The organism is Hydrogenophaga sp. BPS33 (genome assembly GCF_009859475.1).
Classification (GTDB): domain Bacteria; phylum Pseudomonadota; class Gammaproteobacteria; order Burkholderiales; family Burkholderiaceae_C; genus Hydrogenophaga.
Map to the genome: position 1 here is coordinate 5,887,723 of NZ_CP044549.1, position 24,960 is coordinate 5,912,682.

At 66.7% G+C, this 24,960-nt stretch carries 22 protein-coding genes; 10 read left to right on the forward strand and 12 right to left on the reverse strand.

The window, feature by feature from the left end; genetic code table 11:
* Positions 1-24 precede the first annotated feature (24 nt).
* Positions 25-741, reverse strand: coding sequence for a hypothetical protein (locus F9K07_RS27305; RefSeq protein WP_159596377.1), 717 nt, complete (start codon positions 739-741; stop codon positions 25-27).
* 437 nt (positions 742-1,178) lie between these two features.
* On the opposite strand from F9K07_RS27305, the gene F9K07_RS27310 reads away from it, so the two are divergent.
* From F9K07_RS27310 to F9K07_RS27320, 3 genes are all read left to right on the forward strand, one after another.
* Complete coding sequence (locus F9K07_RS27310; protein ID WP_159596378.1) at positions 1,179-3,311, forward strand: PAS domain-containing hybrid sensor histidine kinase/response regulator; 2,133 nt, start codon at positions 1,179-1,181, stop codon at positions 3,309-3,311.
* The gene (locus F9K07_RS27315) at positions 3,308-5,602 is read left to right on the forward strand and encodes a PAS domain-containing hybrid sensor histidine kinase/response regulator (RefSeq protein ID WP_159596379.1); all 2,295 of its coding nucleotides are present in this window, start codon (positions 3,308-3,310) and stop codon (positions 5,600-5,602) included. The genes F9K07_RS27310 and F9K07_RS27315 overlap by 4 nt, the downstream gene beginning before the upstream one ends.
* A gap of 67 nt (positions 5,603-5,669) precedes the next feature.
* Positions 5,670-6,380 (forward strand): ProQ/FinO family protein, encoded by a 711-nt coding sequence (locus F9K07_RS27320; RefSeq protein WP_236581629.1) that lies wholly within the window; start codon positions 5,670-5,672, stop codon positions 6,378-6,380.
* Here the strand turns inward: F9K07_RS27320 and F9K07_RS27325 are convergent.
* Both F9K07_RS27325 and F9K07_RS27330 read right to left on the reverse strand, forming a co-directional pair.
* Complete coding sequence (locus F9K07_RS27325) at positions 6,367-7,662, reverse strand: FIST signal transduction protein (RefSeq protein ID WP_159596381.1); 1,296 nt, start codon at positions 7,660-7,662, stop codon at positions 6,367-6,369. The genes F9K07_RS27320 and F9K07_RS27325 overlap by 14 nt on opposite strands.
* Before the next feature lie 18 nt (positions 7,663-7,680).
* Positions 7,681-8,568 carry a PhaM family polyhydroxyalkanoate granule multifunctional regulatory protein gene (locus tag F9K07_RS27330; RefSeq protein ID WP_159596382.1) on the reverse strand — a complete coding sequence of 296 codons (888 nt, stop codon included), beginning with the start codon at positions 8,566-8,568 and terminating at the stop codon, positions 7,681-7,683.
* A gap of 152 nt (positions 8,569-8,720) precedes the next feature.
* On the opposite strand from F9K07_RS27330, the gene F9K07_RS27335 reads away from it, so the two are divergent.
* The gene (locus tag F9K07_RS27335) at positions 8,721-9,164 is read left to right on the forward strand and encodes a VOC family protein (RefSeq protein ID WP_159596383.1); all 444 of its coding nucleotides are present in this window, start codon (positions 8,721-8,723) and stop codon (positions 9,162-9,164) included.
* On the opposite strand, the gene F9K07_RS27340 is transcribed toward F9K07_RS27335, so the two are convergent.
* Genes F9K07_RS27340 through F9K07_RS27375 form a run of 8 tightly spaced genes read right to left on the reverse strand, consistent with a single transcriptional unit; the run spans position 9,161 to position 18,101 of the window.
* On the reverse strand, positions 9,161-10,165 hold the full coding sequence (locus F9K07_RS27340) for a TauD/TfdA family dioxygenase (RefSeq protein WP_159596384.1): 1,005 nt from the start codon (positions 10,163-10,165) through the stop codon (positions 9,161-9,163). The two genes, F9K07_RS27335 and F9K07_RS27340, sit on opposite strands and share 4 nt — an antisense overlap.
* Before the next feature lie 7 nt (positions 10,166-10,172).
* A complete protein-coding gene (locus F9K07_RS27345; protein ID WP_159596385.1) occupies positions 10,173-11,177 on the reverse strand; it encodes an ABC transporter substrate-binding protein in 1,005 nt (334 codons plus the stop codon).
* Positions 11,178-11,217: 40 nt separating this feature from the next.
* The gene (locus F9K07_RS27350) at positions 11,218-12,942 is read right to left on the reverse strand and encodes an ABC transporter permease (RefSeq protein WP_159596386.1); all 1,725 of its coding nucleotides are present in this window, start codon (positions 12,940-12,942) and stop codon (positions 11,218-11,220) included.
* Entirely contained in the window at positions 12,927-14,024 is a 1,098-nt protein-coding gene (locus tag F9K07_RS27355) for an ABC transporter ATP-binding protein (protein WP_159596387.1), read from the reverse strand. Before F9K07_RS27355 ends, F9K07_RS27350 begins: the two co-directional genes overlap by 16 nt.
* Before the next feature lie 14 nt (positions 14,025-14,038).
* Positions 14,039-15,226, reverse strand: a complete 1,188-nt coding sequence (locus tag F9K07_RS27360) for a mandelate racemase/muconate lactonizing enzyme family protein (protein ID WP_159596388.1) — start codon at positions 15,224-15,226, stop codon at positions 14,039-14,041.
* Positions 15,223-16,077 (reverse strand): TauD/TfdA dioxygenase family protein, encoded by an 855-nt coding sequence (locus F9K07_RS27365; protein WP_201451488.1) that lies wholly within the window; start codon positions 16,075-16,077, stop codon positions 15,223-15,225. Before F9K07_RS27365 ends, F9K07_RS27360 begins: the two co-directional genes overlap by 4 nt.
* The gene (locus tag F9K07_RS27370) at positions 16,074-17,087 is read right to left on the reverse strand and encodes a Bug family tripartite tricarboxylate transporter substrate binding protein (RefSeq protein WP_159596389.1); all 1,014 of its coding nucleotides are present in this window, start codon (positions 17,085-17,087) and stop codon (positions 16,074-16,076) included. The genes F9K07_RS27365 and F9K07_RS27370 overlap by 4 nt, the downstream gene beginning before the upstream one ends.
* Positions 17,088-17,141: 54 nt before the next feature.
* Positions 17,142-18,101 carry a D-2-hydroxyacid dehydrogenase gene (locus F9K07_RS27375; protein ID WP_159596390.1) on the reverse strand — a complete coding sequence of 320 codons (960 nt, stop codon included), beginning with the start codon at positions 18,099-18,101 and terminating at the stop codon, positions 17,142-17,144.
* A gap of 141 nt (positions 18,102-18,242) precedes the next feature.
* Here F9K07_RS27375 and F9K07_RS27380 point away from each other — a divergent pair, with 141 nt between their 5' ends.
* Complete coding sequence (locus tag F9K07_RS27380) at positions 18,243-19,055, forward strand: IclR family transcriptional regulator (RefSeq protein WP_159596391.1); 813 nt, start codon at positions 18,243-18,245, stop codon at positions 19,053-19,055.
* Positions 19,056-19,072: 17 nt separating this feature from the next.
* Complete coding sequence (locus tag F9K07_RS27385) at positions 19,073-20,239, forward strand: enolase C-terminal domain-like protein (RefSeq protein WP_159596392.1); 1,167 nt, start codon at positions 19,073-19,075, stop codon at positions 20,237-20,239.
* Here F9K07_RS27385 and F9K07_RS27390 read toward each other — a convergent pair whose 3' ends face one another.
* A complete protein-coding gene (locus tag F9K07_RS27390) occupies positions 20,240-21,247 on the reverse strand; it encodes a fumarylacetoacetate hydrolase family protein (protein ID WP_159596393.1) in 1,008 nt (335 codons plus the stop codon). It lies immediately after the preceding gene.
* Between the two features lie 199 nt (positions 21,248-21,446).
* Here F9K07_RS27390 and F9K07_RS27395 point away from each other — a divergent pair, with 199 nt between their 5' ends.
* From F9K07_RS27395 to F9K07_RS27410, 4 genes are all read left to right on the forward strand, one after another.
* Complete coding sequence (locus tag F9K07_RS27395) at positions 21,447-22,325, forward strand: IclR family transcriptional regulator (RefSeq protein WP_159596394.1); 879 nt, start codon at positions 21,447-21,449, stop codon at positions 22,323-22,325.
* The gene (locus F9K07_RS27400; RefSeq protein ID WP_159596395.1) at positions 22,322-23,596 is read left to right on the forward strand and encodes a DUF3108 domain-containing protein; all 1,275 of its coding nucleotides are present in this window, start codon (positions 22,322-22,324) and stop codon (positions 23,594-23,596) included. The genes F9K07_RS27395 and F9K07_RS27400 overlap by 4 nt, the downstream gene beginning before the upstream one ends.
* A 151-nt stretch (positions 23,597-23,747) precedes the next feature.
* Complete coding sequence (locus tag F9K07_RS27405) at positions 23,748-24,032, forward strand: BTH_I0359 family protein (RefSeq protein ID WP_159596396.1); 285 nt, start codon at positions 23,748-23,750, stop codon at positions 24,030-24,032.
* Positions 24,033-24,145: 113 nt separating this feature from the next.
* Positions 24,146-24,952, forward strand: a complete 807-nt coding sequence (locus tag F9K07_RS27410) for a ChaN family lipoprotein (RefSeq protein ID WP_159596397.1) — start codon at positions 24,146-24,148, stop codon at positions 24,950-24,952.
* The last annotated feature ends 8 nt before the right edge of the window (positions 24,953-24,960 follow it).

Consider the following 24,960-nt stretch of genomic DNA (forward strand, 5'->3'; position numbering starts at 1 on the left):
GCCGGTGGGCTCAACCGGCCTCGGTCACGACAGACCCAGCCGCTTGGGCAGCAGCCCGGCCAAAGCGTACAGCGTGTCGCGTGCAACACAGGCCCGCATCTTTCTCTGCATCAGCTCGCGCCGCCGTTGGCTGTGCTCCAACAGCGCCGATGCCAACTCATGAGCTTCGAGCACCCCCACTCGAAACCCGTTCTCCGCGTTTCGCAGCGTTTCACCCGCCCGCGCAACCCTGGCGGTAGTTGCGGTGACATCGGCCGCTGCTTTCTTGTAGCGAGCCAGCTCCTCCGAGAACGACACTGGCGCCCGTTTTTCGATGGGTATCGACGCATTGAAAAGGGCCAGTCGTTGCAGCTCTTCAGATTCGATTGGCTCAAAGCGAGGCTCCTCGCCTTCGAGCTGCACAGGCAACAACCTCGTCAAATGGGTGAACGCGGATCCGGCCAAATTCCAGACCTCGCCCGCCATCATCAGCGACCTTCGCACTTCGGTCAGGCACTGCTCGAGTTTGCGCAGGTCTGGAGGCTGCATGCTGCCTCTGCGCGCGGGGGCCACGTGCCTCAACCGTTCGAGCGAGGACTGCACATCCAGCAGATTGAGCAACTGAAGCCGCGACGTATTCAACCGATACCCGGCCTTGAGCGTGTTCAGCAGTCGCTTGTTAAGGCCATCGGACGTGTTGTGACTCCCGCCCGCCAAACGCACCCGCGCATCCAGTGCAACGAGCTGCAGCACGGTGCGCATATTCGAGGATGGCCGGGGTGCAAACGTCTCTATCGAGGGGAATCGGCCCGCAGGGGGAAGGCTGTTGCCTTCGTCCAAACGGCCAGGCTCTCTGCACAACACCAACATCTCGACTCTCCAGAAATTCAATGGATCCCGGGGTCGGTGCGCATGAGGCGAATAGGCCAAGAGGCTGGCATTCCGGGAAGAGCACGCAGTGTCCAATCGAGCCACGCCAGGATCAATAACGCGATTGCACTATTTGTCGGTCTGCGCCGCATCAAGGCGCGCCAGCGTGCGCTACCATGCTTTGCCCCAATCGAGCCCGTTCAACCAACGTGACGTCCAACCCCAAGATTCCTTGGAGATTTGTACCGGGCCTCGGGGTCAGCCTGCGGGCGGACGGTACGCTGCTGGACGCCACGGACGGTTTTCTCGAACGGATGGGCATGCCCCCAATGACAGCCGCCACATGGTTGCAAACCCTGGCAGGCCCATCGCGCGACGCACTGCTGTCGGCCCTGAAACATCCGCACGACTTCGAGCTGCACCTGGAATGCCTCGGCGCCGAGGACGGCGGTTCGGCATGGCTGGCATGCACGGCTTGGTGGTCGCCCGAGCACGGGCACCACACGTGCTTCCTGGCGGACGTCAGCGCCGCCGAGGACGCGCGCCGCGCCGCACAAGGGTTCTCGCAGCGCTTGCGAATGCTCTTCGAGCACGTTCCGATGATGGTGGCGTATTTCGGTCCACGCCCCGGCGCGCGATGTCTGTTTGCCAACCAGCAGTTCGCCGAAATGCTCGGTTGGGATGAAAGATCGATCCTTGACAGGTCCGCCAGACGCGTGGTGGGCAGGGCCCTGCTGCGAGAAGTTTTCCAGAATGCCCGCCCGTTGTTCCAACAACGCCTTACCGTGGTTTTCCAGTGCAGCGCCAAGGCGCCAGACGGACACTGCAAGCGACTGGAGGTCACGATGGTTCCCGACATCGGCGCAGGTGGCCACGTCATCGGGACCCATGTCCTGATGACGGATGTCACCGATGCACACCTGGCCGAAGCTGCCTTGCGCGAGTCGCAAGACCGCCTGTCCAAGTTCATGGAAGCGAGCACGGAAGGGGTGCTGTTCCACCGCGATGGCGTGATCACGGACGCCAACCCCGCCGCGTGCAAGCTCTACGGCGCGGACCTGTCCTCTTTGCTGGGCAAGAGCATCTTCGACTTCGTCACACCCGATCACCTGGGCACAGCCCTGCGCACCGTCGCACTGCCCACCGACGCGCGCCTGGAGAGCGAGATCGTCACCGCCCAGGGCGAGCGCATTCCCGTGGAAGTGATCGGGCGCTCCTTGCTGCGCTTTGGCGAGCAACTGAGCATGGTGATCCTGCGCGATATCCGCGACCGCCGCCAGGCCCAGGTGCGCATTCAGGAACTCATCATGGGCTTGCGCACCGAGAAGGACCGCGCCGAGGGGGCCGACCGCGCCAAGTCGGTCTTTCTGGCCGCAGCCAGCCACGATCTGCGCCAGCCCATCCACGCCCTGGGCCTGTTCCTCACCGCGCTGCGCTCCATGGCCCAGGCCCCCAGCGTGCCAGCTGCCGAGCTGGGCCTGATCTGCCGGCGCATGCAGGCTTCGCTCGACGGCCTGGGGCAGTTGCTCAACATGCTGCTGGATGTCTCTCGCCTGGATGCCAACGCGGTAGAGGTCACCCGAGGCCCCTCCAGCCTGGCCCAGCTGTTGGCCGAGCTCGATCAGGAGTTCCAACCGCTGGCGCAGGAGAAGGGCTTGCGCTTGCGCATGGTGGACAGCGCCTTGTGGGTACACACCGATCTCACGGTGCTGCGCCGCATCCTGGCCAATCTGCTGTCCAACGCGGTGCGCTACACCCACCGCGGACGGATCTTGCTGGTCTGCCGCTCGCGCGCCCAGGAGGTGGAGATCCAGGTCTGGGACCAGGGCATCGGCATTGCCGATGAGCAGCGCGAGGCGATTTTCGAGGAGTTCTATCAGATCGGGCCGTCCACGGCGCGCAACCACGAGTCGCACGGCATGGGCCTGGGTTTGTCCATCGTCAAGCGCTCGGCCCAGTTGCTGCAGGCGCCGCTGCAGGTGCGCTCACAGCCAGGGCACGGCTCGATGTTCTCGATCCGCCTGCCTCGCTGCGAGGCGCCTGCCCAGGCGCTGGGCACTGCCTCGGAGCCCGCCTACGCGCGCACGGCCAACAGCCGCGGTGTGCTGGTGATCGATGACGATGCGCAGGTGCTCCATGCCATGCACAGCGTGCTCACGGCCTGGGGCCATCGCGTCTTCTGTGCCCACTCGCCCGATGAGGCCGTCCTCATGGCCGCCCAACACGGAACGCAGATCGATGTGCTCATCTCCGACTACCGTCTGGGCGGCGTGGTCACCGCCGTGGAGACCATCCAGGCCGTGCACACATGCCTGCAGCGCGAGATCCCCACCTACATCCTCACCGGCGATACCTCCCCCCAGCGCATCCAGGAAGCTTCCATCCTCGGCTTCCCGCTCGTGCACAAACCCGTCGATGCCCATACCTTGCGGGCCGTCATGATGGACGCCGCGCTGTCATGAGCCAGGACACGTTCTCACCGCAGCCAGACGCCGCGCCGAACCACGCCTGGTGGCAGGCATTGCCAGGCCTGGTCTGGGTCGTGGCCGACAGCGGAGAGGATGTGTATGTCAGTCCAGCGTTGATGGAGAGGGCCACCAGCGCCAACACCCGGTCGTTCCAGGAGCGGCTCACGGCCCAGGCACGGCAGGATGTGTTCGACTGCATGGCCCGCCGCACCGATTTTCAGTTGGCACTGGAGTGCTCTTCGGACAGTGATGCACTTGGGGCGTTCTCGCGCCAATTCGATTGCTCGTCCAAATGGATGCCCGAGGAACGTGCATTCTTGTGCGTGTTGGTGGACGTTTCCTCCGCTCGACAAGCGGCACGGGAGTGCCGCGCCCAAAGCGACTTCCTGGACCGCTTCTGCAATGCCTTGCCGGCCATGCTCGCGTACTACGACTTCGCCATGAAGTGCCAGTACGCCAATCGCCACTACGCCGAGCTGTATGGCTTTACCGAAAGATCGATTCTGGGCAAACCTCTGAGCGAGGTCGTGGGCGAGATCGATCTGCAGACACGCCCGTTGCGAAAACAAACCTACACAGAAAGCCGCACGACCCATTTCGAACGGCTGTTCATGCGCCCGGGTGGCATCCGGTGGGTGCGCGGCATCATCCAACCACTGATGGACGCACAAGGCCGGCGCATCGCGAGCGCCTCCATGAACCAGGATGTGACCTCTAGGCATCTGATCGAGCGCGCCCTGGAAGCCTCCGAGAGCCGCCTGTCCAAGTTCATGGAAGCGAGCACGGAAGGGGTGCTGTTCCACCGCGATGGCGTGATCACGGACGCCAACCCCGCCGCGTGCAAGCTCTACGGCGCGGACCTGTCCTCTTTGCTGGGCAAGAGCATCTTCGACTTCGTCACACCCGATCACCTGGGCACAGCCCTGCGCACCGTCGCACTGCCCACCGACGCGCGCCTGGAGAGCGAGATCGTTACCGCCCAGGGCGAGCGCATTCCCGTGGAAGTGATCGGGCGCTCCTTGCTGCGCTTTGGCGAGCAACTGCGCATGGTGATCCTGCGCGATATCCGCGACCGCCGCCAGGCCCAGGTGCGCATTCAGGAACTCATCATGGGCTTGCGCACCGAGAAGGACCGCGCCGAGGGGGCCGACCGCGCCAAGTCGGTCTTTCTGGCCGCAGCCAGCCACGATCTGCGCCAGCCCATCCACGCCCTGGGCCTGTTCCTCACCGCGCTGCGCTCCATGGCCCAGGCCCCCAGCGTGCCAGCTGCCGAGCTGGGCCTGATCTGCCGGCGCATGCAGGCCTCCCTCGACGGCCTGGGGCAGTTGCTCAACATGCTGCTGGATGTCTCTCGCCTGGATGCCAACGCGGTGGAGGTCACCCGAGGCCCCTCCAGCCTGGCCCAGCTGTTGGCCGAGCTCGATCAGGAGTTCCAACCGCTGGCGCAGGAGAAGGGCTTGCGCTTGCGCATGGTGAACAGCGCCTTGTGGGTACACACCGATCTCACGGTGCTGCGCCGCATCCTGGCCAATCTGCTGTCCAACGCGGTGCGCTACACCCACCGCGGACGGATCTTGCTGGTCTGCCGCTCGCGCGCCCAGGAGGTGGAGATCCAGGTCTGGGACCAGGGCATCGGCATTGCCGATGAGCAGCGCGAGGCGATTTTCGAGGAGTTCTATCAGATCGGGCCGTCCACGGCGCGCAACCACGAGTCGCACGGCATGGGCCTGGGTTTGTCCATCGTCAAGCGCTCGGCCCAGTTGCTGCAGGCGCCGCTGCAGGTGCGCTCACAGCCAGGGCACGGCTCGATGTTCTCGATCCGCCTGCCTCGCTGCGAGGCGCCTGCCCAGGCGCTGGGCACTGCCTCGGAGCCCGCCTACGCGCGCACGGCCAACAGCCGCGGTGTGCTGGTGATCGATGACGATGCGCAGGTGCTCCATGCCATGCACAGCGTGCTCACGGCCTGGGGCCATCGCGTCTTCTGTGCCCACTCGCCCGATGAGGCCGTCCTCATGGCCGCCCAACACGGAACGCAGATCGATGTGCTCATCTCCGACTACCGTCTGGGCGGCGTGGTCACCGCCGTGGAGACCATCCAGGCCGTGCACACATGCCTGCAGCGCGAGATCCCCACCTACATCCTCACCGGCGATACCTCCCCCCAGCGCATCCAGGAAGCTTCCATCCTCGGCTTCCCGCTCGTGCACAAACCCGTCGATGCCCATACCTTGCGGGCCTTGATGGACGCACCCGGGAACGCCACTGTTGCGCGCGGGCTGGCATGATGGCGCGCTTTTCATGCGCGAATTCTCTTTTTTCCGCGCCCGCCTTCCACTACGATCCATCCGCTTCATGAGTTCTACCGATCCTCTCCCCAGCCGCCAAGGCGCGGCCGCCCCCCGTCTACCGGCTCCTGCGCGCGCCGATGCGCGCACGCCGCGCGGTCAGCGGCGTGCACCGAACGCCGGACGCGAGCACCCGGTGCTCCAGCAGTTGGCCGAACTCCATCCGCAGCTGTTTGGGGAGACCCCCTTGCCGCTGAAGCGCGGCATCTTCCAGGACTTGCTGGAGGCGCATGCCGGCGTGCTGGAGGGCGAATCGCTGAAGGCGGCCCTCGCCCTGCACACGCGCTCCACGCGCTATCTCACCGTGGTGGCCTCGGGCCAGGCCCGTCACGATCTGGCGGGGCAAGCGGTGGAGGCCTTGGCACCCGAACACGTGCACCACGCGCTGATCGAGGTGTTTCGCCGCCGGCATAGCCGCACCCGGGAGGATGTGCGGCCCAAACTGCGCCAGCGCATTGCGCAGGCGTTCGAAGCATCGGGCCTGGGCCGCGAGGCCTACGCGGCCTTGGTGGCGAGCCGGGACGAAACCGTGAACGAGATCACCGCCGATGCGCTGGCCGAATCCGCCAGCCGCACGGCGCGCGACGCGGCGCTGCTGCGCGCCTTCGATGCCAGCGGGCAAACGGTGGAGGCCTTCGCCGACATGTATGGCATGCCGGTGCAGGAAGCGCGGCGCACGCTGGAGCGGGCGCGCGGCGTCAGCCTCAAGGCATCGTGAACACGGTCAGCACGCCGGTGTAGCCGTAGAGCCGGTGGTGTGCGATTTCGCCACCGGCAAAAAAGCCCACCAGCGGCACGTCGCCCAAGGCACGGCGCACGGTTTGCAGCTCGGCGCTGGGGCTGCCGAAATGGGGACCCCCACGCCCGGAGCAGCTCACATACACCGCGCCCGCGACGCGGCGCGCGGGGTGGGGAGCGGCGTCCACGTCGGCAGCGACCAGCGAGCTTGCGGCCACCAGGCTGAGTTCTTCGGGTTCGAGTTCTTCGCGCACCTCGGCGCACACGCGCACGAGGTCGGCGCGCGCGGCGGCCACGTTGCGCTCGCAGAACGCCATGCGCGTGCCCACCGGCGCGACGTCGGCAATGGCCACGCCACGGCGACCCGGGTCAAGCCCGATAAGGTGGCGCACCAGCACCTCGGTGCCGAACTGACCCCGCACACGCGGTGCAACGACCGGGTCACCTTGCCCGGATGCGGGCGACGACAGACCCACCAGCGTGGCGCGCAAACGCGGCATGGCCTCTTCGGGCGCGTCGAGCGAGATCACGCGCTCGCGCAACAGCACGTCGAGCGCGGGTTCGTCGTCAAGCATGAGCACGAGGTTGCCGTCGGACGCGGTCACGACGCGCTCGCGGTCCACGGGTTGCGCGCCCTGCGTGACACGCGAGATCAGGCCGACATCGGAGCCGAAGGCGACGCCGCTCAAGCCGCCATGGAACACCCCGCTGACCGCACCCTGGCCGCTCAGGTTGCCGACGCTGCCCAGCGAGAACTGCACGCTGGGGCCACGGCTGCTGGCCAGACCGCCGAACACGTAGCCACTGTGCGTGCGCTCGGCCATTTCGGCGATGAGTTCGGGCAGTTCCGGCGTGCCGCCATCCGCATGCACCAGCGCGGTATGGGCGACGAAACCATCACCCTCGCTGGAACGCCCGCTGGCCGACAGCGGCGCGACACCGCTGAAGACGCGGTATTGGTCGGGGCGAAGATCGCACAGCATCAGGCTGAGCGCGGGCTCGTCGAAGTACTCGACGTTGTTGGCCGACACGCCCACGCCGACAGTGCCCGCCCAGTCGGTCACTTCGGGCAATTCGGCACTCAGGTGTTCGAGAATGGCCTGGGCCTCATCGGCGTAGTGGTCGGTGATGTAGAGCAGCGCCAGCGGGGGTGACTTGGCGTAGTCGGGCAGCGCCATCTGCGCGCGCAACTGGGCGAGCACGAGGGCTGCGGCCATGCGCCATTGCGGATGGGTGGCGTGGGCGTAGGGAAAGAGTTTCATGGTCGGATGTCCGTGCGCTCAGCGGCCGCGGGCGGGCTTGCGCGGTGCGGCGGATGCCGCAGCCTTCTTGACGGGCTTCTTCTTGGCCGGTGGCTGGCGTTCGCCGACGGCTCGCACGGCCGCACGTCCCGCGCCAGCGGCAGCTCCCACGTTGCGCGCCACGGTGTCCGTCAGATTGCGCGCGGCCTTGCCGGCCGCGCCGGTGGCGGTCTTCACCGCACGGTCGGTCAGGCCCGTGGCCATCTGGCGCGTGGTCTCGAGCGTGGTCTGCTTGGCCACGTCCTTGAGGGCGTTGCCCGCGATCTGCTGGAACTGCTGCGACAGCGCGCCCCACCATTGCATCGGGTCCACCACACCGCCGGCGGAAGGTGCGCCAGCGGCAGGCGCTGCGGCCTTGCGCTGTGCCTTGTTGCGCGCGCGGGCCGGCGGCGGTGCCGGTTCGTCCGTGGGTGCCGGTTCGTCCGTGGGTGCCGGGGCGTTGCCGTAGGTGCGCGGCGGCACCTCGAGCCCGGCGAACGGAGTAGGCGCCGGGGCGGGCGCGCCGGTGAGGCCGGACAGTGCATCGGCGGCCTTGATCTTCAGTGCGTTGGCCACGTCGCCCATGCTGAAGTTCATGGACTTGAGCGTGGACAGCGTCATCTTCTGCACCTCCAGCGCCTGGATGGTCGCGCCCAGCGCCTTGGCGTTCTGGTCGAGCCAGAAGTGCACGGCCTTGAGCTCCTCGATGCGCTTTTCCAGGTCTTCCACGTTGAAGGTGGGGGCCACCCAGTTGCCCAGATTGGGCAACTGGGGAATGTTCTGGCTGATGCCCTGCGCCACCCCACCCGCGGCCTGGCCGGCGAGGTTTTGCAGGAACTCGAAGCCGGGGACGAATTTGCCGAAACCGCTGCCGGGGGCGTCGCTCATGGAGGTCTCCTGTGGGTTCGTCGTCGTCGGCCGTCCGCACCGTCGCGATGCGGGTGGCATTCACGCAAGGATGCCACACCTTTGTGCACATGGGGGTGGGCGAAGTCCATGAATTCGGACAAAGCCGCGTCTTCGACGGCACACTAGCGCTCATGCACGATCCCACGTCCAAGCCGCTGCGCACACGCAGCCTGTTCCACTTCGCCTTCAACGTCACCGACCTGGAGACCGCACGCCGCTTCTATGGCGGCGTGCTCGGCTGCACCGAAGGGCGCAGCACCGCGACCTGGGTGGACTTCGATTTCTTCAGCCACCAGATCTCGCTGCACCTGGGTGAGCCACTAAAGACCGCGCGCACCGGCCATGTCGGCGAACACCTGGTGCCCATGCCGCACTTCGGTCTGGTGCTGTTGCTGCCCGACTGGCAGGCGCTGGCCGCGCGGCTGCAAGCCGCGGGTGTGGATTTCGTGCTACCGCCGCAGGTGCGTTTCGAAGGCCAGCCGGGCGAGCAGTGGACGATGTTCTTCTGCGACCCGTTCGGCAACCCGATCGAGGTCAAGGGCTTCGCGTCTCTGGAACAGGTTTACGCCAGCTAAGACGCGGCTTTGTCGCGGTATTCCGCGTAGACCAGGTCGTAGACCCGCGCGCGCTCGCGGAATTCCGGCACCACCGGGCGCGAGGCGTGCGCCGTGAGCCACAGGCGCAACAGCAGGCGCGGATGCGCCGGGTCGTCCTCGTAATGCGTGCGCGAGTGCAGTTGGGTGAAGTTGTGCCAGATCAGCATCTCGCCGGGCTCCAGGTGGAAGCGCAGCGCGAGGTCGTCTCGCTCGGCGGTCTGGGAGAAGAACGTCAAGGCCTCGTCCAGCGCCGGCGGCAGACTGGTGCCTTTGAGCCTGGCCGCCGCGCGCATGAAGCTGGCGGCATACATGCAGCTCACCACGCCGCCCACGTCGCAGAACACCGGAATCGCGGTGGCGGTGAGCGGGTGGCGGCTGGCCTGCGCTTCCGGAATCGCCATCACCGCACCTTCGTACAGCGCGGGCAGCAGCTCGGGGCGCTCGGCCCGGATGGCGTTGTGGATGGCGAGCGAGCTCACCAGCGCGCTCTGCCCACCCTTCCTGGCCTTGCGGATGCACATGAGGCCCACCACTTCGTACGAGTCGGTGTGCATCACCAGCTCGCCCGAGCTGCGGTAGCCACGCGAGACCGGGTCGTTCGGGTCCTGTTCGACGCGGCCGAGCTTGTCGCCGGTGCGGCTTTGCACCGCCGGCACGCCCAGGTGCGTGCCAATGGCCCAGTAGATGCGCTCCATGTCCTTCGCCGCATACCGTTCGGGTCTCACGCCGCGCAGCAGCACCACGCCACGGCCGTCCATGATCTCGCGGCGCACGTCCTCGGCCAGGCGCACCAGGGCGGGCTGCGTGACCTGCGCGCGGGTGACCGCTTGGGGCGCCAGGTGAGCAGTCTCTTGCAGCAAGGCGTCGAATGCGGCGAGCTCGGCGTCGCTCAAGGTGCGCACCAGCGCCTCCTGGCTGCCCAGGGCAGCGCTGGTCCAAGCGGCGGGGTGTTCGATCGGCTGGTCGTGGATCGCGGTCATCACGCGCTCACTTCGCCACGCCAAGGGCGCGAGCCATTTCCTGCTTGCGCTGTTCGCTCACATCGAAGCGCATCTGCACGCCATCGCGCACCGGCACGCAGCCGTTCTTGCCTTCGGGGTCGCCCGCCAGCGAGGTCGGCGCGACGCTGCAATACAGCTTCATGCCTTCTTCCGAAAACAGAAAGTTCGCGTACAGGCGCGCCGCATTGGGGTGCGGCGCCTTGGACGGAATGCCGAAGGAGCGCGCGGAGATCACGGCCGGGTCCTTCGGGTAGGCCACCGCGATCGGGGCCTTTTTGGCGATCAGGCCGCTGGAGAAGGCGGTGAAGGTCGGCGCGTTGAAGGCCACCGCGCCGGCCGCCACCATCTGCACGCCCGAAGCACCGCTTTGCGTGACCTTGTAGTTCTGCGCCGCCACCTTGCGCAGGTAGTCCATGCCCAGCCGCCGTTCCACCGCGTCGAGCCAGCCGAGGTAGTTGTCCGCCACCTGCGGGTCGGTCAGCAGAAAGCGGCCTTTCCACTTGGGGTCGGCCAGGTCCGCCCAGGTCTTGGGCACATCCTCGGGTTTGATCTGCTCGGTGTTGTAGACCAGCGCCACCACGTCCAGGGTGTGCAGGATGAAGTTGGGCTTGATGTATTCCTTGGGCCAGCGTGCCAGGCTGGGCACGCCATCGGGTGTGAGCGCGGCGAAGCGCTCGGGTTTCGATTCGAACGGGATCGGCGAGCTCACGCTCACGATGTCGGCCTGCACGTTGTTGGCATCGGCCTCGACGTTGAAGCGTTGCATCAACGGACCGGTGGGAAACCGGATGTAGGAGCCCTTGATGCCGTATTTCTTTTCAAAGCCGGCGAGCATGGCCTTCTGGCGCGCCTCGTCGTCGGAGGAATACATCATCAGTGCGCCCTCGGCCCTGGCCGCGGCGATCAGAGTGGCGGATGGCTCCTGCTGCGCGTGGGCCGTGCCCAGCGCCAGCATGGCCGCAAGCGTTGAAACAGAACAGCGAATCGTCATGACATGTCTCCTTCGTTTTAAGGGGTGAACCGAGAGCTAGCTAGCCGCTTTGCCCGTAGCGCGGCCGGCCATACACCAGCACGATCGACAAGGTGATGGCCGAGACCACGCCGATCAAGCTGCCGACGGCGGCCAGCTGGGAATAGGTGCCGTTGTCGAACAGGGTGAGGATCAGGTAGCCGATGACCGGGTTGTGCGGACCGGCGAGAATCGCCGCCGCGTTCAGCTCGCCCAGCACCAGCGCGAACACCGAGGCCCAGCCTGCCGCTAGCCCGGGCAGGATCAGCGGCAGCTGCACCGTACGGAACACACGGCCCGGCCCGGCGCCGGCCACACGCGCGGCCTCCGTCAGTTGGTTGCCCACCTGCTGCACCGACGACTCCGCTGCGATGGTGGCCGAGGGCAGGTACACCGCCAGGTAGGCGATCAGCAGGATGAGCGAGGTGCCCGCGAGCGAGAACGGCGTGAAGCCAAAGGCCACCAGCACACCCACGGCGAACACAATGTGTGGCACAGCCGAGGGCACCTTGGTGGCAATGCCCAAAAACTTCTCCAGCATGCCACCAAGTTGTTTGGCCATGACCGCGATCAGGCCTGCGATCAGCACCACGCCGGTGGAGGTGAGCAAGGCGAGCACGGCGCTGTTGATCACCGCCTGGCGCGGCATGCCCGACTGCAGCAGCTCGCCGAAGTTGGCCCAGCTCAGGTCGGCCCACACGATGGTGGGCCGCCAGTACGGCTGCAGCGCGACGATGAAGAGCGCGATCAGCGGCAGCACGCTGGTGAGCACCACATAGAGCACGATCAGCGCGCGCGCCGGCCCGCGCCAGCGGCCCAGCGCCAGCAGATTGGGCCGCACGCCCATGCCGCCGATCTGCGCCGAGCCGCCGCGCGAGGCCACGTGCCGCTGCAGCATCCACAACAGTCCGATGAAAACCATCAGCGTCAGGCCGATCACCACCGCCTGGCCCAGCTTGGGCGGGTAGGCGAAGTGCAGCAGGCGGTAGATGTAGACCGAGAGCACTTCGATGCGCGCGGCCGAGCCGATGAGCGCTGCAATCGAATAGAGGCCAACGCTGGAGATCATGCAGATCAGCACCGAGGAGCCCACCGCGTGTTTGATCGAGGGCAGCGAGACCTCCCAGAAGCAGCGCAACCGCCCCTTGCCACTCATGCGCGCGGCCTCTTCCAGCGACGGGTCCAGGTTGCTGAACGCGGCTGCGGCCACCACGTAGACGTGTGGCACACCCCACAACACGTACAGAAACACCATGCCGCTCCAGCTCTGGATCGCAATGCTGTCCGGCTCGATCGGCAGGCCCACGGTCTGCAGCGCGGCCACCAGCGGCTTGGCCAGAAAGCCCGCGCGCGGATCGGCCAGGAACAACCAGCCGATCGCCATGGCCACCGGTGGCAGCAGCAGCGGAATCACGGGCAGCAGGCGCGAGAACGAGCCCCAGCGTGCGTCCGTGCGCTCGATCAGCCACGCAAAGAACACGCCCAGCGGCACCGAGATGGTGGTGGTCGCCAAGGCCAGAAAAACGGTGTTGCGCACCGCGCGGTGCAGTGCCGGATCGGAAAACGTCTCCACCCAGGGCCGCAGGTCGAAGCGGCCCTCGGGCATGACACCGCGCAGCACCATGATGCCGATCGGGTAGAACACCAGCACGAAGGCCAGGAGCACGATGGCCACAGCCAGCGCGTAGGTGGCCCAGCGGCCGATGGCCAGGCTGTGCGAGGCGGGTGCGCTCAGTTCGGCAGCCATCGCATGTGCTCCTGTGGCAACACCAGGCCGATGGTGTTCCCCGGCGACAGCGGCAGATCCTGCGCTGCGTCCGCGCCGATCCAGGCCACCATCTCGTTGTCGTGCACGCGCAAGCGGCACTCCACACGCGCACCCAGGTGGATCACGTCGCGGAGGGTGGCGCTCAAGGGCGCGTCGGGCGCGGAGGTGAGCACCACGTTCTCGGGGCGAATGCCGAGCCAGCCACCGTCGCCTGCGTTGGCCACGCCGGGCAAGGCGAAACGCCCCACCGGCGTGGACACCGCGCCACCCGCCTCCACCACGGCCGGCCAGCGGTTCATCTCGCCCACGAACTCGGCCACGTAGAGCGAGGCCGGCTGCGCGTAAACGTCGCGCGGTGCGGCGCTCTGGCGGATCTTGCCCGCATCCATCACCACCAGCGTGTCGGCCAGCTCCATCGCCTCTTCCTGGTCGTGCGTCACATAGATGCCCGCAAATTGCGTGCGCGATTTGAGCTCGCGCAGCTCCGCGCGCAAGCGGCGCCGCACCTTGGCGTCCACGTTGGAGAGCGGTTCGTCGAAGAGGATGAGCGAGGGCGAGGCGATCAGCGCGCGCGCCAGCGCCACGCGCTGCTGTTGCCCGCCGCTGAGCTCGCTGGGGTACCGGTGTCCCAGGCCCGCCACGCCGAGCTTGTCGAGCATGGCGTTCACTGGCGCCTCGAAGGTTTTCGCGCGCCCGCGTGCCGAGCTCAACGGGTAGGCCACGTTCTGCGCCACCGTCATGTGCGGCCACAGCGCATACGACTGGAACATCATGCCGATGCGCCGGTCTTCGGGTGGCACGAACACGCCGCTGTCGGCATCGAACACGGTGCGTTCGCCCAGGCGTATCGAGCCCGCGTCGGGCTTGTCCAGGCCTGCCACGCTGCGCAGCAAGGTGGTCTTGCCGCAGCCGCTGGGGCCGAGCAACACCACCAGCTCGCCGGCCTTCACCGTGAGGCTCACGCCGTCCACCGCGGTCACCACGCTGGGCTGTCCGCCGGAGCCGCGTCCGCGGTAGCGGCGCACCAGATCTTTCACTTCGACCACAGGGGTGTTGCTCATCGTCGTCTCTGCTGTCATCGCACCACCGCGTGCGCGCGTGCCACGTCTTCGTTGATGTCCATGCCCCAGCCCGGCGCGTCGTTGATCAGCAGCTCGCCGTCGACGATCTCCAGTGGTCGCGTAACCAGATCGCGGCGCCAGGGCACTTCGTCCACGTCGAATTCGAGCACGCGGAAGTTCGGGATCACAACGCAGAAGTGCGCGGTGATCGCGGTGCCGAGCTGGCTGAAGGTGTTGTGCCCGGCGACGTTGACCTCGAACGCCTCCAGCAAAGAGGCCATGCGCAGGGACTCGATCAGGCCGTTGTAGACCACGTCGATGATGGCCACGTCCACCGACTGCGCTTGCGCGAACGGTAGCAACGCGCGCCGGCCCAGGATGGTCTCCAGCGAGGCGATCGGCGTGCTGGTGGACTGGCGGATGGTCGAGAGCGCGGGCGCGCTCGCGGTGTCGATCTCCAGCCACATCATGTCGAACTTCTCCACCGCTTTGGCGATGCGGCGAAAGCCTTCGGTCTTGTAGTTGAAGTTCAGATCCATCATGAGCGCGACCCCAGGGCCTGCGCCTTCGCGCAGCGCGGCCAGCTGGTCCACGATGTCGCTCACCATCCAGGCTTCGATGTTCACTTCGAATGGACCGGCTCCACGCGCCACCGAGGGCGCAGCGCCCTTCAGCCGCGCCGGGTCGAGCAGCAGGCGGTTGGTTTTGAGCGCCTTGTAGCCACGTTGTGGCACCAGCGCCGCAGCGGCCTTGAGGTCGTCCAGGCAACGCACCGCGGGTTCGCCCACCACCTCTTCGAAGATCTTCGGGTTCTTGGCGCGGTACATGCCGAAGTGCGACCAGTACAGCGGCAGGCGCCGCCGCAGCGCGCCCCCAAAGAGCGCATGCACCGGCACCCCGATGGCCTTGGCCTGGATATCGAGCAGCGCGTTTTCATACGCGCCGATGGCCAGCGATTGCAAGCCAATGCCCACGCCTTGGGTGGTCTGCCGCAGCTTGGCACAAATGAGGCCGGCGCTACGCGGGTCTTCGCCGATGAGCTGCCGGCCCATGGCCCGCACCAGGGCGGTGAGGCCTTGCCGGGCGCGCTCTTCGCTGAACTCGGACCAACCGACAATGCCCTCGTCGGTGCTGATCTTGATGAAGGACCAGACGTCCCATCCACCATCCACGTGGAAGTCTTCAATCTTCGTGATCTTCATGCGCCGGGCTCGAGTTCGCGGTCAAACGGCGGGCCTTCCACGACGATGCGGTGCATCACGCGCTCACCGGCTTCGTAGTCGTTCACCGCGAAATGCCAAGTGTGGTAGTTGTCCCAGAAGGCCAGCGAGCCTTTCTCCCAGCGGAAGCGGCAGAAGAGTTCGGGGTGTTGCGACTGCTGGTAGAGATAGTCCAGCAAGGGTTTGCTCTCTTCTTCGGTCCAGCCTTCGAAATGGCGTGTGTAGCTCGGGCTCACGTAGAGGATGCGGCGCCCGCTCTCGGGGTGGCGGATCACCACCGGGTGCACCACATCGGGGTCGGGCGCGCGGCCGGTCTTCATGCGCGACTGCACGTTGGCATTCGAATGCACCGCGCGCAGACCGCGCAGCGTTTTCTGCAGGCCGGGCGAGAGCCGGTCGTGCGCGGCCGACATGCTGGCCCACAGCGTGTCGCCGCCGAAGGCGGGCACTTCGCGGCACAGCAGCATCGTGCCCCAGCTCGGGTTGGGCCGGTAGACCTGGTCGGTGTGCCAACTGCCGCCGACATTGCGCCCCATCTCCGCGTCCTTGCGCACTTCGGCGATCACGGTGGTGCCGGCCAGCGCCGGGATGATGCCGCTGTCGGGCCGCACCGGTTGGCCGAACCGGCGCGCCAGCGCCTCGTACTGCGCCGAATCCAGGGTCTGGTTGCGGAAGAACACGACGCCATGCTTCACCAGGGCGGCACGGATCTGGGCAATGACTTCGGCGGGCTGCGGTTCGGACAGGTCGATGTGGCGGATCTCGGCACCCACGTGTTTGGTGACCGGCACGACCTCGATGCCGACCGCCGGGCGCTCCATCACCGCGCTCACTTCGAACCTCCTTGCGCCCGCTCGTAGGCCTCGCGGAAACCGGTGCGCGCGATCACATCGCCATAGCGCTTGTGGTCGGCCTGAACGATCTCGGCAAATTGTTCGGGCGACACCACATCCGGTTCGAAACCCAGCGTGTCGTAGGCCTCCTTGCCGCGTTCAGAGCGAGCTACCTGCGCAATCGCCTCGTTGAGCTTGCGCACGATCGGCGCGGGCGTTCCAGCGGGTGCGAACACACCCATCCAGTCCTGCATCATCAGCGGATAGCCCAGTTCGGTGAACGTGGGCACGTTCGGCAGAAAGCGCGAGCGCTCGCGGCGCGTGACCGCCAGGACGCGGGCCTGGCTGTTCTTCACCAGGGGCAGTGCGCTGGCGATTGGCATGATCACGGCCGGCACGTGGCCTCCGACCAAGTCCTTGATAGCTGGCGCATCGCCCTTGTACGACACATTCTCCAGCGGCACCTTGGTGATCAGCGAAAGCGTGGAGCCGGCCAGGTGCTGGCTCGAGCCGGTCTGCGCACCGTACAGCGCCATCTTGGGATTCTGCTGGGCCCACTTCAGGTACGCCTCCACCGTGGTCAACTCCGCAGGCGCGCCCGGACCCAGCACCAGCGTCATGCCCGAACGGCCGGTGATGGCCACCGGAATGAAGTCCGTCAACGGGTTGTAGGGAAGCCCTTTGACGATGTGTGGCGTGACAACGATGGGATAGGCTGGCGACAGGAACGTCAGCCCACCGTCGCGGGCACGGCTGTTCTTCACGTACTCGTAGGCGATCACGCCACCGCCACCGGGCTTGTTCTCCACCAGCACGTTGTCGGCGTAGAGGCCGCGCAGGCCGTCGGCGAAGAAGCGCGCCATCTTGTCGGTGGCCCCACCGGCGGGCGAGCCCACGATGATGGTCGACGTCTTGAGCTGCTCCTGCGCCCACGCGAGGGCGGGCGAGAGTGCCAGCCCCAGGGCGATCTGGCGGCGGCGCGGGTCGATGCGGCGGTGGGAACGGTTCATGGGTATGTCTCCTGCTGTCTGTGTTGGAAAGGAATGTCTGAAGCTCACAGCTGCTCACAACTCGACCGTGTGCTGCAGCGGCTCGCCGGCCTGGAAGCGCTTCACGTTGTCCACCACCACGCGGGCAATGCGCACACCGGTCTGCGTGCTGCCCGCGCCAGCGGTGTGTGGCGAGATCAGCAGGTTGGGCGCGCGCCACAGGGGGTCGTCGGCGGGCAGGGGTTCGGGGTCGGTGACGTCGAGAAAAGCGCCCGCGAAGTGGCCGCTTTCCAGTGCGCGCCTCAGTGCCACCGGGTCCACCGTTTCGCCGCGCGACACATTGGTGAAGTAGGCACCCTTCTTCGTGGCGGCGATCGCTTGTGCATCGATCACATGGCGCGTGCCGGGCACCGACGCGATGGTCACCGCCACCACATCGGCCTTGGCCAGCGCGTCGTGCAGGCGCTCCAGCGGGTAGGCCTCGTCGAGCAGGTCGTCGCGCTTGCCCGAACGCGACACGCCCACGAGCTTCATGCCGAAGCCCTTGGCGCGCTGCGCAAGTTCGCGGCCGATGTTGCCGTAGCCCACGATCACCATCGTGCGCGCCTCGACCGACATCAGCGGCGGATCGAACTCCTTGCTCCAGCGTTGCTGGCGGCTGCGGTCCATGATGTCGCCGATGCGCCGCACCATCGCGAGCACCATGGCCATGGCGTGCTCGGCCACGGCGGGCGCCACCGCGCCGCCCTGGTTGGTGATCACGATCTGTGCCGGCACGCCATGCGTGAGCAGGCCGTTCACGCCAGCCGTCACCGCCTGCACCCACTTCACTCGGCAACCGTCGCGCTTCAAGGCATCGGCGATCGCCTTGCCATCGGCACCCCGCGGGTCGGAAATCACCAGGGCATCGGCGTCCTGCACATGCGCGGCGACCTGGGCCAGGTCTTCGCAGTCGATGAGTTCCACGTTCGGGGCCGTCTGCAGTGCCTTGAGCACGGGAGGGCGCGCGACCTTGGAAGCAAAAACAATTCGCATAGAAGCTTTCATAAAGCCTGGACAGGCATTCAAAAATCAATAGACTCGTTCATTAAACGAGCGGTGTTTTTTCATGTCAAACAATGTGTCCACATATTGAACACCTCATCAAAAATCAATTCAAACGAAACTGCTGTCTCCATGAATACCCTGAGAAAGACCCCGGCCAAGAAGCGTGCGAGCCCGGCGGCGCGGTCGCTGCACGCAGAGGCTTTGATCGAACCCGAGGTCAAAACCTTGGGCAAGGCCCTGCAAGTGCTGGAAGCGGTGGCGCAGATGCCGCACCCGCCCACCATCAGCGAACTGGCCTTGAACGTCGGCATCTCGCGCCCCACGGCGCACCGCCTGGTGCAGACGCTGGCGGCCATGGGCTTCCTGCAGCAGGTGCCCAATGAAACGCGCTGGAGCATCGGTTTTTCGGTGCTGCCGCTGGCCGCCGAGGTGCTGGACCGAAACCGCCTGCGCGTGGGCGCATTGCCGCACCTGCAGGCACTGGCGCTGAAGATGAACGCACGCGTGAACCTGGGCATCCTGCACCGCGAGCAGGTGCTGCTGCTGGGCGGCGCGGAGAAGCCCACGCTGCCCACGATCTACTCGCGCTTCGGCCGCGCGATCCCGCTGCATTCGAGCGGTCTGGGCAAGGTCATCCTGGCGCATCTGCCGCCCGAGCGCGCCGAACAACTGCTCAAGGCCAACCCCATGACGGCGCGCACGCCACAGACCATCACCACGCTGGCGGCCATGCGACAGGAACTCAAGGCCATCCGCGAGCGCGGCTACGCCACCGAGAACGCCGAGAACACGCCCACCTCCAGTTGCGTGGCCGCGGCCATCCTGGACGGCAACGGTTTTCCGATCGGCGCGGTGAGCGTGAGCGGGCGTTCGCTCGAACTGCTGGTGCCGCAGGCGCACGACGTGACCGGCGCGGCCGAGCTCATCGCCCACCTGTTGTAAGACGAGGCCGCACCGCCATGAAGATCCAGTCCATCGAACTGTGCCAACTGGCGCTGCCCGCACGTACGCAGCGCACCACGCCGCGCCGCGCGAGCTACAACCAGAGCGCCAAGCGCGCGTTCCCGATCAACAAGTACCCCGAGTTCCCGCGGCAGTTGCGCAAGATCCCGGGCGAGGTCGCTCACGAATGCTGGATCAAGGTCAGCGCCGAAGACGGCACATGGGGCGCTGGTGTGTGCCACTGGGGACCGTTGATCGCGCCCCTGGTGCGCGAGCACTACGCGCCGCTGCTCGTGGGACGCGACTGCTTCGCTATCGAGTTCCTCAACGACCTCATGTGGCGTTCGACGCAGCGCTTCGGCGGCACTGGCCTGGCGATGGTGGCGCGCAGCGGGATCGACCTGGCGCTGTGGGACCTCAAGGGCAAGCTTCTGGACACGCCGGTTTACAGCCTGATCGGCGGTCCTTGCCGTCCGCACATCGACTGCTACTGCACCAGCGACGACCTCGACTGGTCGATGGAACTGGGATTCAAGGCCTTCAAGATCAGCAACCCGGTGTTCCACGAAGAAGGCACCGAAGGGCTGCAACGCATCGAAGAAAAGATCGCGACCGCACGCGAGACCGTGGGCCCGACGGCCGACCTGATGTACAACCCGGTGATGTCGTTCAACGTGGAGTTCGCGGCACGGCTGATGGAGCGCCTTCTGCCATTCGGGTTGCGCTGGATCGAAGAGCCGCTGATGCCGCACGACACCGATGGCCTGGCGCAACTCAAGCGCGCCGTGCCCAGCCTGCCGATCGCCACGGGCGAGGACCACAAGGGCCGCTACGCGTTTCGCGAACTGGTCGACCGGCGCTGCGTCGACGTGCTGCAGCCCGAGCTGCGCTGGGGCGGCGGGCTCTCCGAAGCACTCAAGATCTACACGTTGGGCGAAGCGGCCGGCCTCTCGACCTTTCCGCACTCGGGTGCGGGCTTGCCCTTTGGCCAGCACTTCCACTTCGCCATGCCGGAAGCGTCGCTGGCCGAGTTCTGGCTGGCCTCGGACCCGGGCGTGCCACTGGAAGAAGCGGCCAAGATCCCGGGGGTGGCCGTGCCCCACGACGGCAAGTTGATCCCCTCGGACGCGCCAGGCTTCGGCATGGATCTCAAGCCCGAGTGGCTGGTACCAGCCTGGACTTGATCAATCGGGGGACGAGATCTTCTGGTCGATCGCGCCGAAGACACTCTGCCCGTCCTTGCCCTTGACCTCGATACGGATGGTGTCGCCGAACTTCATGAACTCGGTGGACGGCTTGCCGTCGAGGATGGTCTCGATTGCACGCTTCTCGGCAATGCAGCTGTAGCCCTTGGGCCAGTCCTTGCGGCCGTCGACTTCCACGCCCTTGTTGCTCACCGTGCCACTGCCCACGATCGAACCGGCGCGCACGTTGCGCGTCTTGGCGATGTGCGCCACGAGCTGGCCGAAGTGGAAGGTCATGTCGGGCCCGGCTTCGCACATGCCGACCTTGCGGCCGTTCCAGGTCGACTGCACCGTGAGGTGCACACGGCCGCCCTGCCAGGCATCGCCCAGTTCGTTTGGCGTGACCGCGACCGGGCCGAACGCCGTGGCCGGCTTGCTCTGGAAGAAGCCAAAGCCTTTGGCCAGCTCGGCAGGGATCAGGTTGCGCAGCGACACATCGTTGGCCAGCATCAGAAGCCGCACACCGTCCAGGGCCTGGTCGGGCGTGGCGCCCATGGGCACGTCACCGGTGACCACCGCGATCTCGGCCTCGAAATCGATGCCGAAGTCTTCGCTGGGCACGACCACGTCGTCACACGGGCCGATGAAATCGTCGCTGCCGCCCTGATACATCAAGGGGTCGGTGTAGAACGACGCTGGCACCTCGCTGTTGCGCGCCGCGCGCACGAGTTCGACGTGGTTGATGTAGGCCGAGCCGTCGGCCCATTGGTAGGCACGCGGCAGCGGCGCCATGCACTGCGCCGGGTCGAAGGGAAACGCATGCCGCGCCTTGCCCTGGTTGAGCGTGACGTACAGGTCGTGCAATTGCGGGCTGATGAAGTTCCAGTCGTCCAGCGCCTGCTGCAGCTTGTGCGCAATGCCGGTCGCATAATGGGCCGTGCTCAGGTCCCGTGAGACCACCACCAGTTGTCCATCGCGCGAGCCATCCTTGTACGTGGCGAGTTTCATGCAATTCTCCTGCTCTCAGGGGTTGGGAAGCATGCGGGAACGGCCCGCGTCAGAATTACGGATAGTGAAATTCATTCACCTATGCGTAAAATCCGAATTCTAGACCAAAGGCCACACGGCACACGCCGTCACAAGCTCGGTGGCCTGTGCTGGAACCCGAGGCCTGATCGCACCTCCAACCCCCGTGACCGTCCTGCACATGCCCGCTGCCCAACGCCCCGTTGCCATCGATGTCGAAACCCGCGAAGACGCCGAGCCCTTGCGCACCGGCATCCAGTCGGTCGAAGTCGGCTTTGAATTGCTCGACGCGCTGGCGCAGGCGCCCGGCGCATTGATGCTGCGCGACCTGGCCGCCGCCGCGCGCATGAGCGCGGCCAAGGCCCACCGCTACCTGGTGAGCTTCCAGCGCATGGGCCTGGTGATGCAGGACCCGGTGAGCACGCGCTACGACCTCGGCCCCGCCGCCTTGCGCCTGGGCTTGGCCAGCCTCTCGCGCATCGACGCGGTGAAGCTTGCGCGCGAGCGCATCGATGCCCTGCTGAACGAAACCGGCCACACGCTGGCGATCGCGGTCTGGGGCAACCAGGGTCCCACCATGGTGCACTGGACCGAAGCCCCGCAGACGGTGCCGGTCACCTTGCGCCTGGGCGACGTGATGCCGCTGCTGACCTCCGCCACGGGCCGTTGCTTCGCGGCCTTCATGGGCCACGAGGGCCGCGATGCGCAACGCATCGCGCCGATGCTGCGCGACGAGTTGGCACGCCTGAAAAAGCTGCCCCTCAACAGCGACCTGCCCCGCCTGGATGTGCCGTTGAACATGGCGCAAGTGCAAACCCTGCTGGAGGACACGCGCCGCCACGGCATGGCCCGCGTGGTGCACAGCCTGCTGCCTGGTGTCGCCGGCTTTTGCGCCCCTGTGTTCGATGCCCAGGGACGGCTCGCGCTCGGCCTGGTGGTGCTCGGCTCGGTGGCCACGCTGGACACCGACCACGAAGGTGCGCCCGCCGCCGCCTTGCTGCGTTGCGCCCGCCAGCTCAGCGCCGACCTGGGGCACCGCCCCACGCCAAGACGCCCGTGACACGTCTTCTCCTCTCTCCCTCCCCGCGCTGGCCCGTGCTGGCCATGCTGGTCTCGGTGGTGCTGGGTCTGCACCTCGTCTTGTTGGCCGGTGGCATCCACCTCCATGTGCCAGGGGCCGAGAAGGCCGAGCCCACGCGCCCTGAGGCCGCCTCGCCACACCCGGCGAACAACGACCCGGACCACGCCCCTCCACTGCTGTCCGTGTCCAACGCAGCGCCCGTGCACGTGAGCACCGTGCGCTGGATCGTGCCGACGCCCGCCCCCGCCGCCACACCCGTTGCCGCGCGCCGGTCCGACAAGCCCAAACCTGTCGCGCGCGCCGCGCCACCGGTACATTGGGTTCCCGTGGAAGCGCCAGCCCCTGCGGAAACGCCGGACACCGTGACAGTGGCCGAAGCGGCAACCCACGAACCCGCGCCCACCGACACCAGCGAGAGCGCCGCGCCGCCCGCGCCGCAGGCCGCCTCGGCGGCGGCAGACGCGGTCGCTGTTCCCCCCTTGGCGCCCGAGGCGCCCGCCGTGGCCACCGACCTTCCTTCTCCCGCCGAAACGCTCGAAACGGCACCGGCCGACAGCGACACGCTGGTGGCCGCCGCCCCAGCAAGCCAAAGCACCTCCGCCGTGAAACTGCCGCCGGCCCAACCACCCGGCAGCATGCGGCTGCAATACGACGTGGACGGCAGCATCAAAGGCCTCCACTACAAGGCCGAGGGCCTGCTGGACTGGAGCGTGGCCGACGGCCGCTACAACGCGCGACTCGACATGCGCGTGATGCTGTTGGGCAGCCGCTCGCAGTCCAGCACCGGCCGCATCGGCCCCAGCGGCCTCATGCCCGAACGTTTTGCCGACAAGAGCCGCAGCGAGAAGGCGGCCCATTTCGACGCCGCGCAACAGCGCATCCGTTTCAGCAACAACGCACCCGAAGCGCCCTTGCAACCGGGCGCGCAAGACCGCTTGAGCCTGTTCATGCAATTGGCCGGCCTGCTGCAAGCCCGTCCCGAGACCTACGCGAGCGGTCAGACACTCACCATGCAAGTGGCGGGCACGGGCGACGCACCGGTGTGGCGGTTCGACATCGGCGAAGAATCCACGATCCGTGTCCCAGCTGGGGAATTCCGCGTGCGCCACGTCGCACGCCAGCCACGCAAGGAGTTCGACAGCACGGTGGAAATGTGGCTGGCGCCGAGCCTGGGCCACATGCCGGTGCGCTTGCGCATCACGCAACCCAACGGCGACGTGGCCGATCAGAAACTGCGGCAGATGCCGTAGGACAAGCACGCGTTTGTGCCCAAAAACACACGCATCTTGAAGTCGGGCGGAACGTCACCACGTAAAGCTACATCCAAACTGCAAATCGGCGCGTATTTACCGATATAACGTCTGTCAGGAACGCAGGTTTCTGTATTCAAGGATTTCAGTCATGCACATGCTTTACGACTCAGATGCCTTCGCTGTGGTCCATATCCTCGCCAATGCCCCGGTCGAGGGCGAGTCCGAACAGGTCGAAGGCCCGCAAATTCCCCGCCACGGCTTCGAGATCGTGGACAAACGCTCGGGCAAAGAGGTGTACCTCGATGGCTCCTGGGCCGAGATGTTCCAGCAGCAGATCACCGCCTGGCAGCAAAACATGCCGTCGCAGGAAGAGGTGGAAGACACGCTGGAGGGTTACGCCACACTGGCGCAAATGCCCGTCGTCATGCATTGACCAAGCCCCGCTCCACGCGACGAGCCCGGCACCCGCCGGGCTTTTTCATGGGCGCTCGGTCAGCATGAACCGGCAGCACCCGCCATCGTGCGCCAAGCGCTTAGTATCCGCGCATGATCCGTCGAACCGCTGCCGTACTCGCTTTGGGCATGGCCTTGCTGACGGCCTGCGCGCACCGCCCGCCCCAGACCGTGCCCGATCTGCTGGCGCGCGTCATGCCGACCTCGGTGCTCCTGCTCGGCGAGCAGCACGATGCGCCTGACCACCAGACGCTGCAACGCGACGTGGTGCAGGCCCTGGCCCGGCGCGGCCAGCTGGGCGCGCTGGTGATGGAGATGGCGGAACAAGGCCGCAGCACACAAGGTCTGTCCAGCGATGCCGATGAAGCGCGCGTGCGCGAAGCCTTGAACTGGACCGAACAGACCGGCTGGGCCTGGCCGGTGTACGGACCGGTCGTGATGGCCGCCGTGCGCAGCGGCGCGCCCGTCATCGGTGGCAACCTGCCGCGCGCGCAGATGCGCAGCGCCATGGGCAATGCCGCGCTCGATGGCCACGTCAGCGCCAGCGTCCTGCAAGCGCAGCGCGACGCGATCCGCGAGAGCCATTGCCAACTGCTGCCCGAGAGCCAGATCGCGCCCATGGCGCGCATCCAGGTCGCGCGCGACCAGGCGCTGGCGCAAACCGCGGCGCAGGCCGTCATTCCCGGCAAGACCGTGTTGCTCGTGGCCGGCAACGGCCACGTGCGGCGCGACCTGGGCGTGCCGCTGCACTTGCCCTCCACCGTAGGCCATCAGGTGGTGATGGCGCAATCCCGCACCGACACCGGGACCGGCGCACAGCCAGCCGATCAGGTCTGGCAGACACCCGCGCTGCCCCCGCACGACCACTGCGCGGAACTCCAGCAGCAGATGAAGCGCTGAGCGCGGTC

Coding starts and splice junctions, on each gene's coding strand:
- F9K07_RS27315 (WP_159596379.1), top strand. CDS start 3,308: ATGAGCCAGGACACGTTCTCACCGCAGCCAGACGCCGCGCCGAACCAC.
- F9K07_RS27325 (WP_159596381.1), bottom strand. CDS start 7,662: ATGAAACTCTTTCCCTACGCCCACGCCACCCATCCGCAATGGCGCATG.
- F9K07_RS27405 (WP_159596396.1), top strand. CDS start 23,748: ATGCACATGCTTTACGACTCAGATGCCTTCGCTGTGGTCCATATCCTC.
- F9K07_RS27410 (WP_159596397.1), top strand. CDS start 24,146: ATGATCCGTCGAACCGCTGCCGTACTCGCTTTGGGCATGGCCTTGCTG.
- F9K07_RS27320 (WP_236581629.1), top strand. CDS start 5,670: ATGAGTTCTACCGATCCTCTCCCCAGCCGCCAAGGCGCGGCCGCCCCC.
- F9K07_RS27335 (WP_159596383.1), top strand. CDS start 8,721: ATGCACGATCCCACGTCCAAGCCGCTGCGCACACGCAGCCTGTTCCAC.
- F9K07_RS27310 (WP_159596378.1), top strand. CDS start 1,179: ATGACAGCCGCCACATGGTTGCAAACCCTGGCAGGCCCATCGCGCGAC.
- F9K07_RS27385 (WP_159596392.1), top strand. CDS start 19,073: ATGAAGATCCAGTCCATCGAACTGTGCCAACTGGCGCTGCCCGCACGT.
- F9K07_RS27305 (WP_159596377.1), bottom strand. CDS start 741: ATGCGCACCGTGCTGCAGCTCGTTGCACTGGATGCGCGGGTGCGTTTG.
- F9K07_RS27395 (WP_159596394.1), top strand. CDS start 21,447: ATGCCCGCTGCCCAACGCCCCGTTGCCATCGATGTCGAAACCCGCGAA.
- F9K07_RS27345 (WP_159596385.1), bottom strand. CDS start 11,177: ATGACGATTCGCTGTTCTGTTTCAACGCTTGCGGCCATGCTGGCGCTG.
- F9K07_RS27340 (WP_159596384.1), bottom strand. CDS start 10,165: ATGACCGCGATCCACGACCAGCCGATCGAACACCCCGCCGCTTGGACC.
- F9K07_RS27390 (WP_159596393.1), bottom strand. CDS start 21,247: ATGAAACTCGCCACGTACAAGGATGGCTCGCGCGATGGACAACTGGTG.
- F9K07_RS27355 (WP_159596387.1), bottom strand. CDS start 14,024: ATGAGCAACACCCCTGTGGTCGAAGTGAAAGATCTGGTGCGCCGCTAC.
- F9K07_RS27375 (WP_159596390.1), bottom strand. CDS start 18,101: ATGCGAATTGTTTTTGCTTCCAAGGTCGCGCGCCCTCCCGTGCTCAAG.
- F9K07_RS27370 (WP_159596389.1), bottom strand. CDS start 17,087: ATGAACCGTTCCCACCGCCGCATCGACCCGCGCCGCCGCCAGATCGCC.
- F9K07_RS27330 (WP_159596382.1), bottom strand. CDS start 8,568: ATGAGCGACGCCCCCGGCAGCGGTTTCGGCAAATTCGTCCCCGGCTTC.
- F9K07_RS27350 (WP_159596386.1), bottom strand. CDS start 12,942: ATGGCTGCCGAACTGAGCGCACCCGCCTCGCACAGCCTGGCCATCGGC.
- F9K07_RS27360 (WP_159596388.1), bottom strand. CDS start 15,226: ATGAAGATCACGAAGATTGAAGACTTCCACGTGGATGGTGGATGGGAC.
- F9K07_RS27380 (WP_159596391.1), top strand. CDS start 18,243: ATGAATACCCTGAGAAAGACCCCGGCCAAGAAGCGTGCGAGCCCGGCG.